Source organism: Streptomyces sp. NPDC029956 (assembly GCF_055574655.1).
Genome location: NZ_JBVHZJ010000036.1, coordinates 60345 through 74568 on the forward strand (window position 1 = coordinate 60345; position 14224 = coordinate 74568).

Annotated in this window: 12 protein-coding genes; 6 read left to right on the forward strand and 6 right to left on the reverse strand. The window is 72.7% G+C overall.

Annotation, left to right across the window (positions count from 1 at the left end):
* On the reverse strand, positions 1-399 hold the full coding sequence (locus tag ACZ4XX_RS26140; RefSeq protein ID WP_468510301.1) for a PLD nuclease N-terminal domain-containing protein: 399 nt from the start codon (positions 397-399) through the stop codon (positions 1-3).
* A gap of 89 nt (positions 400-488) precedes the next feature.
* Between ACZ4XX_RS26140 and ACZ4XX_RS26145 the strand changes: the two genes are divergently transcribed.
* Both ACZ4XX_RS26145 and mqnP read left to right on the forward strand, forming a co-directional pair.
* Positions 489-1946, forward strand: a complete 1458-nt coding sequence (locus ACZ4XX_RS26145) for a menaquinone biosynthesis decarboxylase (RefSeq protein ID WP_468510302.1) — start codon at positions 489-491, stop codon at positions 1944-1946.
* Entirely contained in the window at positions 1943-2845 is a 903-nt protein-coding gene (gene mqnP, locus ACZ4XX_RS26150) for a menaquinone biosynthesis prenyltransferase MqnP (protein WP_468510303.1), read from the forward strand. Before ACZ4XX_RS26145 ends, mqnP begins: the two co-directional genes overlap by 4 nt.
* Positions 2846-2881: 36 nt before the next feature.
* Here mqnP and ACZ4XX_RS26155 read toward each other — a convergent pair whose 3' ends face one another.
* Entirely contained in the window at positions 2882-3649 is a 768-nt protein-coding gene (locus ACZ4XX_RS26155; protein WP_468510304.1) for a TetR/AcrR family transcriptional regulator, read from the reverse strand.
* 228 nt (positions 3650-3877) lie between these two features.
* Here ACZ4XX_RS26155 and ACZ4XX_RS26160 point away from each other — a divergent pair, with 228 nt between their 5' ends.
* The 4 genes from ACZ4XX_RS26160 to ACZ4XX_RS26175 are packed head-to-tail and all read left to right on the forward strand — an operon-like array spanning position 3878 to position 9664.
* The gene (locus ACZ4XX_RS26160; protein WP_468510305.1) at positions 3878-4720 is read left to right on the forward strand and encodes a glycosyltransferase family 2 protein; all 843 of its coding nucleotides are present in this window, start codon (positions 3878-3880) and stop codon (positions 4718-4720) included.
* Positions 4717-6270, forward strand: coding sequence for a glycosyltransferase family 2 protein (locus tag ACZ4XX_RS26165; RefSeq protein ID WP_468510306.1), 1554 nt, complete (start codon positions 4717-4719; stop codon positions 6268-6270). The genes ACZ4XX_RS26160 and ACZ4XX_RS26165 overlap by 4 nt, the downstream gene beginning before the upstream one ends.
* Complete coding sequence (locus ACZ4XX_RS26170; protein ID WP_468510307.1) at positions 6267-8858, forward strand: glycosyltransferase; 2592 nt, start codon at positions 6267-6269, stop codon at positions 8856-8858. Before ACZ4XX_RS26165 ends, ACZ4XX_RS26170 begins: the two co-directional genes overlap by 4 nt.
* Positions 8855-9664 carry a polysaccharide deacetylase family protein gene (locus tag ACZ4XX_RS26175; protein ID WP_468510308.1) on the forward strand — a complete coding sequence of 270 codons (810 nt, stop codon included), beginning with the start codon at positions 8855-8857 and terminating at the stop codon, positions 9662-9664. Before ACZ4XX_RS26170 ends, ACZ4XX_RS26175 begins: the two co-directional genes overlap by 4 nt.
* 56 nt (positions 9665-9720) lie before the next feature.
* On the opposite strand, the gene ACZ4XX_RS26180 is transcribed toward ACZ4XX_RS26175, so the two are convergent.
* The 4 genes from ACZ4XX_RS26180 to ACZ4XX_RS26195 are packed head-to-tail and all read right to left on the reverse strand — an operon-like array spanning position 9721 to position 14182.
* Positions 9721-10590, reverse strand: coding sequence for a glycoside hydrolase family 16 protein (locus ACZ4XX_RS26180; protein WP_468510309.1), 870 nt, complete (start codon positions 10588-10590; stop codon positions 9721-9723).
* Positions 10587-11846 carry an FAD-dependent oxidoreductase gene (locus tag ACZ4XX_RS26185; RefSeq protein ID WP_468510310.1) on the reverse strand — a complete coding sequence of 420 codons (1260 nt, stop codon included), beginning with the start codon at positions 11844-11846 and terminating at the stop codon, positions 10587-10589. Before ACZ4XX_RS26185 ends, ACZ4XX_RS26180 begins: the two co-directional genes overlap by 4 nt.
* An 18-nt stretch (positions 11847-11864) precedes the next feature.
* Positions 11865-12245 (reverse strand): hypothetical protein, encoded by a 381-nt coding sequence (locus tag ACZ4XX_RS26190; protein WP_468510311.1) that lies wholly within the window; start codon positions 12243-12245, stop codon positions 11865-11867.
* Between the two features lie 11 nt (positions 12246-12256).
* Positions 12257-14182 carry a glycosyltransferase gene (locus tag ACZ4XX_RS26195; RefSeq protein WP_468510312.1) on the reverse strand — a complete coding sequence of 642 codons (1926 nt, stop codon included), beginning with the start codon at positions 14180-14182 and terminating at the stop codon, positions 12257-12259.
* Positions 14183-14224 lie beyond the last annotated feature (42 nt).

Consider the following 14224-nt stretch of genomic DNA (forward strand, 5'->3'; position numbering starts at 1 on the left):
TCAGGGCTTCTCGGGAGCGGCGTCGCCGCCGTCCTGCTCGCGCTTCCTCAGCTCCTCCTCGCGGCGGCGGAGGTCCGCCTCCCAGTCCTTCAGGACCGCCTCGTCCTTCTCGTTGTCCTCCTTGAGGGACTTCAGGAACTCGGGGTTGTCGTCCGGGGCCACCCACTCCTGGCGGTGGTTGCGGTGCCATTCGGAGGGCGTACGGCCCCCGGCGGGGGACCTGCGCATCTTGCCGGCGGCGAACCAGACGATCGGGCCGACGATCCAGAACAGCAGGATGATGATGACCCAGACCACCTTGGGCAGGTGCTTGGCCTCGTCCTCAGGGGTGTTCAGGCAGTCGATGAAGGCGTAGATCGTCAGTGCCAGCGGCAGGATGTACATGAGCGCCCTGAGCATGTGGGACAGCCCCCTGGAAGCAGAGAAGGGGCTCGTTTCGACCGCCCCGGTGACAGGTCCAGCGTAGCCCGTGGCGGATACTGGCCCCTATGGCTTACGACGATCTCCGCTCGCTGCTCAGGGCCCTCGAGAGGGAAGGCGACCTCAAGCGCATCAAGGCCGAAGTCGACCCGTACCTGGAGGTCGGGGAGATCGTCGACCGGGTGAACAAGGCGGGGGGTCCGGCGCTTCTCTTCGAGAACGTCAAGGGCTCCTCGATGCCGCTCGCGATGAACGTCTTCGGGACCGACCGGCGACTCCTCAAGGCCCTCGGCCTGAAGTCGTACAGCGAGATCAGCGAGAAGATCGGCGGGCTGCTCAAGCCCGAGCTTCCGCACGGTTTCGTCGGTGTCCGCGAGGCCTTCGGCAAGCTCGGCTCCATGATCCACGTGCCGCCGAAGAAGGTGAAGTCGGACGCCGCTCCCGTACAGGAGGTCGTGCTCACCGGGGACGACGTCGATCTCGACCTCCTTCCCGCGCTCTTCACCTGGCCCAAGGACGGCGGCTCCTTCTTCAACCTGGGCCTCACCCACACGAAGCACCCGGAGACCGGCGTCCGGAACCTCGGGCTCTACCGGCTCCAGCGGCACGACAAGCGCACCATCGGCATGCACTGGCAGATCCACAAGGACAGCCGCAACCACTACGCCGTCGCGGCGGCGAAGGGCGAGCGGCTGCCCGTCGCGATCGCCTTCGGCTGCCCGCCGGCCGTCACGTACGCCTCGACCGCGCCGCTGCCCGGCGACATCGACGAGTACCTCTTCGCCGGCTTCGTGCAGGGCAAGCGGATCGAGATGGTCGACTGCAAGACCGTCCCGCTCCAGGTGCCCGCGCAGGCCGAGGTCGTCGTCGAGGGCTGGCTCGAGCCGGGCGAGATGCTGCCGGAGGGGCCCTTCGGCGACCACACCGGCTTCTACACGCCGCAGGAACCGTTCCCCGCGCTGAAGATCGACTGCATCACGATGCGGAAGCGTCCGCTGCTCCAGTCGATCGTCGTCGGCCGGCCGCCGACCGAGGACGGCCCGCTCGGCCGCGCGACGGAGCGTTTCTTCCTGCCGCTCCTCAAGATCATCGTGCCGGACATCGTCGACTACCACCTGCCGGAGTCGGGCGGCTTCCACAACTGCGCGATCATCTCGATCGACAAGAAGTACCCGAAGCACGCACAGAAGGTCATGCACGCCATCTGGGGCGCGCACATGATGTCGCTGACCAAGCTGATCGTCGTGGTCGACAAGGACTGCGACGTCCACGACCTGCACGAGGTGTCCTGGCGGGCCCTCGGCAACACCGACTACGCCCGTGACCTCACGGTCGTCGAAGGGCCGGTCGACCACCTCGACCACGCCTCCTACCAGCAGTTCTGGGGCGGCAAGGCGGGCATCGACGCCACGAAGAAGCTGCCCGAGGAGGGCTACACCCGGGACGGCGGCTGGCCGGACATGGTCGAGTCGGACCCGGCGACGGCCGCGCTCGTGGACCGCCGCTGGAAGGAGTACGGGCTGTGACCACGGCCGCCGTACCCGGCGCCCAGCCGGGGCGCACGAAGGCGTTCCTGCGCCTCGTGATGATCGAGCACTCGGTGTTCGCGCTCCCCTTCGCGTACACCGCCGCGCTCACCGCGATGTACCAGGTCGACAAGAACATCCACTGGTGGACGCTGTTCCTCGTCACCGTCTGCATGGTGGGGCTGCGGACCTTCGCCATGGCCTGCAACCGGATCATCGACCGCGAGATCGACGCGCGCAATCCGCGCACCGCCCACCGCGAGCTGGTGACCGGCGCGGTGTCCGTGCGGTCGGCGTGGACCGGGGCCGGGATCGCCGTCGTCGTCTTCCTCGGCGCCGCCGCCCTGCTCAACCCGCTCTGCCTGGCGCTCGCGCCGCTCGCCGTGGTGCCGATGGTGGTCTACCCGTACGGCAAGCGGTTCACGAACTTCCCGCACGCCATCCTCGGTCTCGCGCAGGCCATAGGGCCGATCGGCGCCTGGCTCGCGGTGACCGGGGAGTGGTCCTGGGACGCGGTGATCCTGGGCCTCGCGGTCGGCGTCTGGATCGGCGGCTTCGACCTGATCTTCGCCTGCCAGGACGTGCAGGCGGACCGGGCCCACGGCGTCATGTCCGTCCCCGCCCGCTTCGGCATCCCGGCCGCGCTGTGGGGCGCCCGCGCCTCCGCGGTCGTCACCACGGGCCTGCTCGTCTGGTACGCCCTCGCCACCGAAGCCGGTGTCTTCTTCTGGGCCGGCCTCGTGATCGTCGTGGCCGCCTTCTGCTACGAGCACTCGATCGTGAAGCCGCACGACCTGTCGCGCCTGAACCGCGCGTTCTTCACGGTGAACGGTTTCATCGGCATGGCGCTGTTCGTGTGCGCCCTCCTCGACCTGCTGGTCCGCGGGCTCACCCCGTAGGTCCCGCCGGGGCTCACACCGTGAGTCCGGGCATGGTCACTCCGCGGCCCCCGCCCCGGGGGCGAAACGGTCCAGGAGGGCGTCGAGACCGACGCCCATGCCCTCGGGGCCGCCGCGCCGGGCGAGCGTCGGAGCGGCGGCGCGCAGACAGGGCAGCTCGCGCGCGGGCATGCGGTGCAGCCCGAGCCGGAAGGCGGGATCGGGCTCGTCGGGGTTGTCGACCATGGCCCGCAGGTCTCCGAGGATGCAGCCCAGGACCCAGCCGCTGACGGCCCGGAAGGCCGACACGGTGGCGTCCTCGTCGAGACCCGCCCGGTTCAGGAGCGCCAGGATGCGCTCGTGGTCCCTGAGGACGGGCAGCGGGCGGCGCGCGAGCGGGACCGCCAGCATGCGGGTGGCCAGGAGCGGGGCCACATGGGGGTGGCCGAGGGCGACCCGGTAGGTCGCGGCGGCGATGCGGTGGAGCTCGTCCCGCCATTCGGGCGACTCCTCGGAGGCGGCGAGCTCCTCCTCCAGCTCGGCGTAGAGCGCCTCCACCAGTCCGTCGAGCAGCGCGTCCTTCCCGGCGGCGTACCGGTACAGCGCCATGGCCTCCACCCCGAGCTCCGCGCCGGTCCGGCGCATGCTCAGCGCGGAGAGGCCCTCGCGGTCGACCAGCCCCAGCGCGGCGGAGAGCACGAGTTCGCGGCTCAGCCGGCCGTAGCGCCCGTGGTCGCCGGCCCGGCGACCCGGCTCCCGGCGTGCAGCGGGTTCCCGGCGCGCGGGATCCGTACGCCCCGTGGCGGGGTCCTTCTCGATCGCCATCTGCCCGCCTCCACCGTGCGGTCCGTCGCGCGGTCCGTCGTACGGCCCCGGCCGAGAGGTCCGCCTGAAAGGCTCGCCTTGACCGAGGGACATCCAGGGATAAAGTGTACATATACGTCGTAAACGTATGGTGCATCGTCAGGGTCTGCAGCCCATGCGATGCCACACTCCGGCGGACGGCCTCCGCAGCACGACACGACCGTGCGCCGCATCCCTCACGGAGCCATCATGACCACGCACCCGACTCTGCCGCGCAGCACCGAATCGGAGCTCGCCGACTCCCGGCCGTCCGAACACCCGCTCCGCCGCTCGACCGACCCGCCCCCGCACCCGATGCGGCGCGCAGGGGACAGGACGCCGACCCGGCCCGTGGTGAGTCTGGTGATCCCGGCTCTCAACGAGGCGCGCAACATCCCGTGGGTCTTCGAACAGATCCCGGACTGCGTCGGCGAGGTCCTGCTGATCGACGGCGACTCCCACGACGCCACGGTCCCCGTGGCGACCCGGATCCTGCCGACGGTCCGCAGCCTGAAGCAGAGCGGCAAGGGCAAGGGCAACGCCCTGCGCACCGGCTTCCTCGAGGCGCAGGGCGACTACGTGGTGATGATGGACGCCGACGGCAGCATGTCCCCGGCGGAGATCCCGCACTTCGTGCACTTCCTCGAGAACGGCTACGACTTCGTCAAGGGCTCCCGCTTCGTGGAAGGCGGCGGCTCGCTCGACATCACGCGCATCCGCAAGCTCGGCAACCACGCCCTGCTCGCCCTCGTGAACCGGCTCTACGACGCCACGCTGACCGACCTCTGCTACGGCTTCTGCGCGTTCCGGCGCAGCTTCCTCGACCAGCTGGACCTGCACGCCACCGGCTTCGAGATCGAGGCCGAGATGATCGTCCACGCGCTGCGCTCCGGGCTCCGGATCGCCGAGGTCCCGAGCCTCGAACTGCCCCGCCGCAACGGACAGTCCAACCTTCACGCGATCTCCGACGGGCGCCGGGTGCTGCGTACGCTCCTGTCCGAGCGCCCTGGCGGCCGGCCGGCGCCCGCCCCGCAGGAGCGGAGCACGCCGTGACCGGCGGTCCGCCCGCCACCGCGCCGTCGCCGGTGGCGGCGGTCCGCACGCCCCCGCTGTCCGCGCCGCTGCCGGTCGTGGACATCGACCTCGCCGAGCCCGGGGCGTTCCGGCGCCCGGGGGGCGGGGCGCGGACCGGCCCGACCGGCCGCGCGCTCGGTCTCGTACGCCTCCACGGCCGTCCGCTGGGAATGGCCGAGGCGTACGGCGGGGGGCCCGAGGAGCTGTGGCAGGCGCTCGCGGAGGCGGCGCGGCGGGACTTCCCGACCGCAGCCGAGGAGAGGCCCCGCCCCGATGGGGCCCCCGGCCTCGACAAGACGCCTGGCCCCGGCGGGACTTCCGGCCTCGACGAGGCCCCCGGCCCCGGCGGGACCTACCACCCCGGTGAGACCCACGGTCTCGACGCGGCCCACGGACCCGACGCGGCCCACGGACCCGACGCGGCCCACGGACCCGACGTGAACCCCCCTGCGGCGCGTGCCACGCGCGGGCGTAGGCGCGGGAGCATGCGCGGGCAGGGGCGCGACGGGGCGCCCGCGGTCAGCGTCATCGTGGCCACGCGAAACCGCGCCGGCATGCTGCGCGACTGCCTGGACTCCCTGCTCGTCCTGGAGTACCCGCGGTACGAGGTGATCGTCGTGGACAACGCCCCGGCGGACACCTCCACCGAGGAACTGGTCCGGCGGGAGTACGCAGGCCGGCGGAACGGCGGTCCCGCGGTCCGCTACCTACGGGAGCCCGTGCCCGGTCTCGCCCGCGCCCACAACCGGGGGCTCGCCGTGGCGGGCGGCGACATCACCGCCTTCACCGACGACGACACCCTGGTCGACCCGCGGTGGCTCACCGCGCTCGTCGCCCCCTTCCTGGCCGACCCCGGGACCGGCTGCGTCACCGGCCTCATCGTTCCCGCCGAGCTGGACACCGAGGCGCAGGTCGCGCTGGAGCGGCACGGCGCGTTCGGCAAGGGATACGCCCCGCTGACCTGGTCGCTGCGGGATCCGCCCGCGGACCCGCTGTTCCCCTTCACCGCCGGCCGCTTCGGCTCCGGTGCGAACATGGCCTTCCGCACGGAGCTCCTGCACGGCCTCGGCGGCTTCGACCCCGCCACCGGCACCGGCACCCCCGCGCGCGGCGGCGACGATCTGCTCGCCTTCTTCCGGGTGCTGGCCCACGGCCGCTCCCTCGCCTACGAGCCCGGCGCGATCGTCTGGCACCGGCACCGGCGCACCCCCGAGGCACTCGCCGCGCAGGCGTACGGCTACGGCGCCGGGTTCGGTGCCTTCCTGGCCGCGGCACTCGCCCACGAACCTCGCATGCTGCCCGCGCTGCTGCGGCGGCTGTTCGGCGGCGTCCGGTACGTGATCGCCAGAAACCGCGAACGCGCCGGACCGGGCCCCGATGCCGGACAGAGCGACGGTCGGAGCGCCGGACAGGGCGTGGGAGCGGGTGCCACAGCGTCCGAACTCGTCCGCCTGGAGCTGCGGGGCCTGCTCTACGGGCCCTACGGCTACCTGCGCAGCCGCCGGATCGAACGGCGGATACGGCGATGACCGAGCTGCGGGCGGCATTCCACGGCCGAGCGTCCCTGGTGGCCGACCCCACGGCCGAAGAGGGCCGGACTCCCCCCGGCGGCCGGCGCTCGCTCGGCGCGTCGGTCCGGACCGGCGTCGCCGCCGTCTTCCCCCGTGACCCGCTGCTGCGCAACGGGCACCTCCTCGCGATCAGCTCCCTCGTCAGCGCCGCGCTGGGGTCGATCTTCTGGCTCCTGGCCACGCACTGGTACGACGACGACGTGGTGGGCGTCAGCTACTCCGCGCTCTCCATGACCCTGCTGCTCGCCAGCATCGGCCAGCTCAACCTGTCCGACTTCCTGGTCCGGTTCGTGCCCTCCGCCGGCCACCACACCCGCCGGCTGATCCTCCTCTGCTACGCCGTGAGCGCCGTCGTCAGCGCGCTGGTGGCCATGGCCTTCCTGCTGCTCGTCCCCGTGGTCGCGCCAGGCCTCGGCTTCCTGCTGACCCCGGTGACCGCCACCTGCTTCGTCGCCGCCACCGCCGGATACGCCGTCTTCGTGATGCAGGACGGCGCGCTGACGGCGGTGCGGCGGCCCGGCTGGGTGGTGGGCGAGAACGTGATCTTCGCCTGCGTGAAGATCGGCCTGCTCGGCATGGGCGCGGCCCTGGCGCTGTTCTCCGGCATCCTGCTCTCCTGGGTCGGCGCGCTCGCGGTCTCCCTCGTCGTCGCCAACTTCGTCCTGCTGCGGCGGGCCGTCCCCGAACACGTACGGGTGTCGCAGGAGGCGGAGCGACCGAAGCAGGCACTGCGGTACGCGGCCGCCGACTACTTCGGCTCGCTGTTCCGGATGGCGGCGTACACGATTCCCCCGCTGATGGTCCTGAACAACCTGGGCGCCGACCAGAGCGCCTACTTCTCGCTCGCCTGGATCGTCGGCTACACGCTCTACCTGGTGGCCCGCAACCTGGGCAGCTCCCTCGTGGTGGAGGCCGTGCGCAGCCCGGAGCGGCTGGTCGAGCACACGGTGCGGATGCTGCGCCACACGGGTCTGCTGCTGGGCGCCGGCATCGTCTTCGTGGCCGCGCTGGCGCCGCAGATCCTCCACTTCTTCGGCCCCGAGTACGCCGAGCACGGAAGCACCCTGCTACGGCTCCTCGCCCTGTCCGCCCTGCCGAACATCCTGGTCAGCATGGCCATCGACGTGTGGCGGGCGCGCCGGCGGCTGCGGTGGGCGGTCGGCGTGCAGATCGTGATGTGCGTGATGGTCCTGGGGCTCACCAAGATGCTGCTGCCGACGCTGGGGATCACCGGGGCGGGCGTCGCCTGGCTGGTGACCATGTGCCTGCTCGCCACGCCGCTGCTGATCTGGCGTTCGCGCTGGCTCACGACCGGATCCCAGGAGGTCCCCGTGGACACTGAGACCGAGACCGAGACCAAGTCCGAGACCGAGACCGAGGCCGAGTCCGAGGCCGAGACCGAGGCCGAGACCGAGGCCGAGACCGAGGCCGAGTCCGAGGCCGAGGCCGAGTCCGAGGCCGAGTCCGAGACCGAGTCCGCGACGGCCGTCGACCCCGGGGCCGCGGCCAAGACCGGGACCGGGAGCGAGGCGGCTTCCCGCACGCTGCCGACCTTGACCGTCGTCGTCTGCGCCTACACCCTCGACCGCTGGGACGACGTGCGGACGGCGATCGGGTCGCTGCGCGCCCAGCGGAGCCCCGTCACGGAGATCCTCCTCGTCGTCGACCACTGCCACGAGCTGTACGAGCGGGCGTCCGTCGCCTTCCCCGGTGTGCGCGTGCTGGAGAACGGCGAGCGCCAAGGGCTGTCCGGCGCCCGCAACACCGGTGTGGCGGCCGCCCGTTGCGAGGTCGTGGCCTTCCTCGACGACGACGCGGCAGCCGATCCGGACTGGTCCGCCCGGCTCCTCGCCCGCTATGCCGACCCCGCCGTCGCGGGCGTCGGGGGCCTGGTCAGGCCGTGGTGGGTCACCCGGCGGCCGGTGTGGTTCCCGCGCGAGTTCGACTGGGTCGTCGGCTGCTCGTACCGCGGACTGCCGGAACGGTCCTCCCCCGTAAGGAACTTCATCGGTGCCAACATGTCCTTCCGGCTGTCCGAGATGATCGCCGCCGGAGCCTTCCGCAACGACCTCGGGCGGGTGGGGAAGCGGCCCCTCGGCTGCGAGGAGACCGAGCTGTGCCTGCGGATCGCGGCCCGCAGCCCGGACGCCGTCCTGCTCCACGAACCCGCGGCGGCGGTCCGGCACCGGGTACCCGCGGCCCGCACCACCTGGGCGTACTTCGTCGCGCGGTGCTACGCCGAGGGCCTGTCCAAGGCGCACGTCGCCCGGATCGGCAGCACCCGCACGGCCCTGTCCAGCGAGCGGGCCTATCTGCGGTCGACCGTGCCGCGGGCGTTCGTGCGGGCGCTGACGTCGGGCCGCCCGGGCGGGCTGCGCACGGCATCGGCACTGGTGGCAGGCGTCGGCGTGACCGTCGCGGGCTATGCCGTGGGCCGGATCCGGCGTCCCGCGCCGCCCTCCGGCGGGGACCGGTCCGCCGCCGGGGCCCCGGCCGCCGCACCCGCCACGGGGCGGGCCGGAGGAGCGGGCGGGGGCCTGCCATGACAGCCGTCCCCGTCTTCCTGTACCACTCGGTGTCGTCCGACCCGCCGTCCTGGATAGCGCCGTTCACGGTCGGCCCGCGGGTCTTCGCCGAGCAGCTGGAGACAATCGCCGACAGCGGTCTCCGGCTCGTGCCGCTGCGCCGGCTGGTGGCGGCCCAGCGCGGCGGCCCGCCGCTTCCCGACCGGTCGGCGGTCCTCACCTTCGACGACGGTTTCGCGGACTTCCACTCGATCGTGCTGCCCCTGCTCACGCGCCTCGGCCTGCCCGCCACCCTGTACGTCACCACCGGTGCGCTGCGCGGCCGGGCCGGCGCTCCGCCGGAGGCCGTCTTCCCGCCCGGTTCACGGATGCTGAGCTGGCGCCAGCTCGCCGCGCTGGAGGCCTCCGGTGTCGAGATCGGCGGCCACACGAGGACGCATCCCCAGCTCGACACCCTGCCCGCCCACGCGGTGTGGGACGAAGTGGCGGGGTGCGCGGGCGAGCTGGAGGACTTCCTCGGCCACCGGGTCGCCTCGTTCGCCTATCCGCACGGGTACTCCAGTCCCGCGGTGCGCGACCAGGTGCGTGCGGCGGGGTGGACGTCGGCCACGGCGGTGCGGGACGCGTTCAGCTCGGCGGGTGACGATCCGCTGCGCATCGCCCGGCTGATGGTGCGGGCCGACACGGACCGGGACCGGTTCCGGCAGTGGACCACGGGGGCGGCGGCGCCGGTCGCGCCGTTCCCCGAAGGGGCCCGGACCAGGGGCTGGCGCGCCTACCGCAGGATGAGGGCCCGGCTGAACGTGCCGTACAGGGCGGTCTCCTGAGGCCGTGCGCGGCGAGTCGCCCGATGCGTGGGAGCGGAGCCGAGGGGCCTGGTGCTTCACCGCTGCTGCCACACCCGTACCCAGTCCACGTGCATCCGGGCCGTGTCGACCGACTCCGGAGGCGGCTCCGGCACCCCGACCGCCAGGTTGATCAGCACTTCCATGGGCACGTCGGGGATCCGTTCGGTGTCCGTCACCCGGAGGCGCTCGACGTCGTCCACGTACCAGACCAGCCTGTCGGGCTCCCACAGCAGGCCGAACACGTGGTACTTCGCCGGGAAGTCGACCGGCCCGTACGTGCCGCTCTGCCGCTCCTCGTCGTCGTCGGGCTCGCGCCAGTGCACGTAGAAGCTGACCTCCTGGGTGGTGTCCAGGAATTCCATGATGTCGATCTCCGGCGGGGTGAAGCGCGAGTCGGGCATCATCCAGAACGCGGGGAACATGCCCTCCTCGGACGGGATTCTGATCGCCGCCTCGAAGTAGCCGTACGTGAACGTGCGCCGGGGCTCGGCGTACCAGTCGTCCCGGCCGGTGGAGATCATTCCGGAGGTCCACGGGTAGGTCCGGTCGTCGCTGCCGCGGGTCTCGCGCCGCTCGGCGGTGAGGGTCAGTTCGCCGTTCCCCACCGAGACCTGCTGCGGCAGGTACCACTGCAGTTCGTCGTTGCCGCTGTTGGTGCAGCCTTCCTTGTTCCAGTCGTAGCAGGTGGTCCACGTCCGGCCGTCGAGTTCCGTTCCGTCGAAGTCGTCGTCCAGGACGAGCCGCCACGAGTCGGACGGGGTCGGCATGAGGGCGGCCGGTGGTGCGTCCCCGGCCGCCCTCGGGCCGTCCACGGGTCCGACGCAGGCGGTGGCCGCCAGCAGCAGGGCGGCGGACAGCGCCAGCGCCGCCCGCCGAAGGGACCGGCGGGCGTCCTTCGCGTTCACCGGTCCCTGCCGGCGACCGAGGACGCGACCCGTTGGGCGGCGAACGCCGTGCCGTGGACGAACCGCAGGAGGGGGCCGAACGTGGAGGCGGCGGCCAAGCCGGTGAAGTACAGGCCGGGGACCGAGGACTCGAACCCCGCCGACAGCACGGGCGGGCCGCCGGGCCAGGTGCGCACCGCCGCCCGCAGGGCCGGCGCCAGGGCGGGCATCCGCTCGACGTCCACCCGGTAGCCGGTGGCCGCGAGGACGTGGTCGGTGTCGAGGACGTCCTTCCGCCCCGCCGTGTCCTCCGTCTCCAGGCGTACGGAGCCGTTCGCGCCGTCCTTGAGCCGGGCCGCGACGAGCCGGTGCCCGCACAGCACCGGCACCTGTCCGTTCACCCGGTCGCGCAGCCACCAGGCGCCGGACGGCCCGAGTACGGTGCGCAGCAGGTGCGTGCGCACCGGGAGCGGCAGACGGCGGTAGGCGGCGGGGCCGCGGCTGACCGCGAACAGCGACCAGCCGGGGCCCAGCGCCGAGCCGGGTTTGCGCAGCCGGGTGGTCCCCGGCCGGGCGGACGGCCGGTCCGTCGGGGGCGGGTCGCCGAAGAGCAGGGACCGGGTCCGGGCGATCACGACGGGCCGGGCGCCCGCCTCGTGCAGCAGTGCGGCGCTCTCCAGGGCGGACTGCCCGGCGCCGACCACGGCGACGCGCCGGCCGGCGAATCCGGCCAGGTCCGGGTGGTCGCAGGAGTGGGAGGCGAGGCCGGCCGCGACGAGCGGTGCCAGGCCTGCGGGCCGGAAGGCGTGGGCCACGAGTCCGGTGGCCATCACCACGGCCGCCGCCTCGAACTGCTCGCCGGAGTCGAGGGTCACGCCGAACGCGCCGTCGACCCGCTGTACGTCGTGCACCGCCGTGCGTTCCACGTCGGGCACCAGGTGCTCCTGGAACCAGTGGCCGTACGCGACGAACTCGTCGACCGGGATCGGATAGGTGTCGCCCACCGGCCGCCGACCGTGGGCGGCGCGGAAGTCCGCGAACCGGTTGCCGTCCTCGGGTGCGGAGATCGAGGACGCGGCAGGGACCGACTTGAGGAACATGCCGTCGGGCATATGGGTCCGCCAGGTCTCCATCGGATCGCCGAACACGCGGGGGGACGTGCCCGTCGCGGCCAGCCAGGCGGCGGTGGCGAGACCGAACGGACCGGCTCCGACGACCACGACGGGAAGTCGCCGGCGGGCGGTGGTTCCGGGCCGTGGGAGTGAGCCCTGGGCCATCGCGCGTCTCCTCTCCTCTCAACCAGCGTGCACCTGCGTGTCCCTGTTCCGCGCGCCGGAGCGGTGGGGAAGGAGGGCGAGGACCGTGGTCAGGGCGGCGAGCACGAGCAGGGACCGGGTGGCGGTGAAGACGCCGCCGAGGAAGAGCGCGACGGCCACGAGGGTCACCACGGCGAGTCCGAGCACGAGGGTGAGCAGGGCGGCCTCCAGGACCGCGGCCGGGTGCCCGGCCCGCCGCAGCATGCCGGAGGGCCGTAGTGCGAGCTGGGCCGCGAGACCCGGGCAGACCAGCAGGAACACGGTGACGGCGGCCACCCGCACCGGGGCGGCGTCGGGCAGCGCCGTGGCGAGGAGCGCGAGCCATCCGGAGGCGGCGAGTCCCACGCGCAGGAGTGTCATGAGGTGCCTCCTCATTCCGGTGGGGGCGTCACGTAGCGGTAGACGATCGCGTCGCCGTTGTCGTAGACCTTCGTGAAGCCCGGCGCGCCCGACAGCACGGACTGGAGCCGCTCCGGGAGGTCGGCCGGCAGTGCTCCGGTGACGTAGAGGTTCATGTCCTGGGCGCGGGAGAGCACGATGTACGCGGGCCTCTCCTCGGTGGCGCCGTAGACGAAGCCCTCCACCCCCTCCAGCGGGTCGCGCACCAGCCCCTGCAACTCGTCCTTCTCCTGGTAGGCCAGCTGGACCCGGTCGTGTTTCTCGTAGTCCAGGTCGAGGTCGGGCACGTCCTCGGTGAGCGTGACGAACGTCGAGCCCGGTGGGGCGTGCTCGATCACGTAACGGGCGGCGGCGACCTCCTTGAGGGTGTACTGGTTCAGGGCCTCCTTGCCGTAGTAGCCGAAGACCAGCGCGCCGAACATGGCCAGGAGGAGGGGGTAGACGGCGAGCGTGCGCACGACGGGCCGCCGGCCACCCGGTGGCAGCACGAGAGCCGCCACCAGGAACGCGGCGGGCGGCAGCGCGAAGAGATAGGCCCGGAAGAGCATCTCGCCGCCGTAGGCGTTGACGGCGAGCAGCGGGAGCGGGGCCGCGGCCAGCAGCGGCAGGCCGGTGCGCCTGGTCCACCGGCGGACCAGGAGACCGGCCAGGGCCAGGACGGCGACCGCCGCCGACAGTCCGCGGTCGACCCAGGACAGCAGGATCTGCCCCGGAGCGGCGTTGCCCAGGGCGGCCAGTCCGGAGGAGACGTTCTTGTCGGGCTGGGTGAGGGAATCGATGAGGTTGCTGATGTTGACGGCGATGTACGACCGGGCCACGGTGGCGTCCCAGGCGGCGGTGAGGACGACCGCGGCGATCAGTACCGGCAGCGCCAGCCGCCGGCTGCGGCGGGGCAGGGACAGCAGAGCCATGGCGCTGATCAGCATCAGCGGCGTGAGCGGGTGGGATACCACGATCGCGGCCACGATCACCACGACCGCCACGAGGAGCCCGGGGGGCCAGCCCTCCCGCCGGCGCGGATCGGGGCGGGGGAGCGCCGACGACCGCAGCTGCCGGAACAGGAGGGCGATCACGGTCATGAAGAGCAGGAAGGCGAAGGACTGCGGCGCGAAGTAGTCCTGACCCACCCAGGAGCAGCTGTAGAAGATCCAGACCGCGCCCCACACGAGCCGCCGGTCGCGGGTCACGGACCGGTACAGCAGGAGCAGCGGGGCGAGCAGGAGGGCGTTGGCGACCGGGGGTGTCCAGGAGGCGTACCCGACGGCCGAGTCCAGTCCGGTGGTCCGCAGGAACAGCGCGTGGAGCTGGAAGAAGCCCGGCCAGTCGTTGTAGACGGAGAACTTCTCCGCGTTCGGCACCTCGCCGCCGTGCCGGATCATCGCGTCGATGACCGCCAGGTGTTTCCAGGCCCAGGAGTAGCGCAGGGTCGGGTACAGCAGGGTGGGGGTGGCGTGGATGAGGGCGATGAGGGCGAGGACGTAGCCGATCAGCCAGGCGCCGTGGGTGCGGCGGTCGCTCAGGGCCAGGCAGAAACCCAGGGTGAGCAGGGCCGTCGCCACCCAGAAGAGCGGGGGCAGGACCTGGAGCAGTCCCAGGTCGCGCATCCGGTCGATGGGGACCGAGCGCAGCGACAGCAGCCAGAGGACGAGCGAGAGGGGCAGCAGGGCGCGGGCCGCCCAGACGCGGACGACGTCGGACCGGGTACGGGGTGGGGTGCCGGGCCGGGTGCGTGCCCGGCCGCCGGATGCTGCGGGGGCGGCCGTCCCGGCGCCGTCACCGGGAGGGGCGCCGTCGCCGGGGCGGGGGGTGTCACCGGGGCGCGTTGCGCCGTTCGGCGTGTCCTCGTCGCCCTGCGGAGTGCCGCCCGAGGTGTGGGCCCGGCGATGGGGCCCGCTCACCGGAACACGTCCATGACCTGTTCGGCGGGACCACACCTTCCG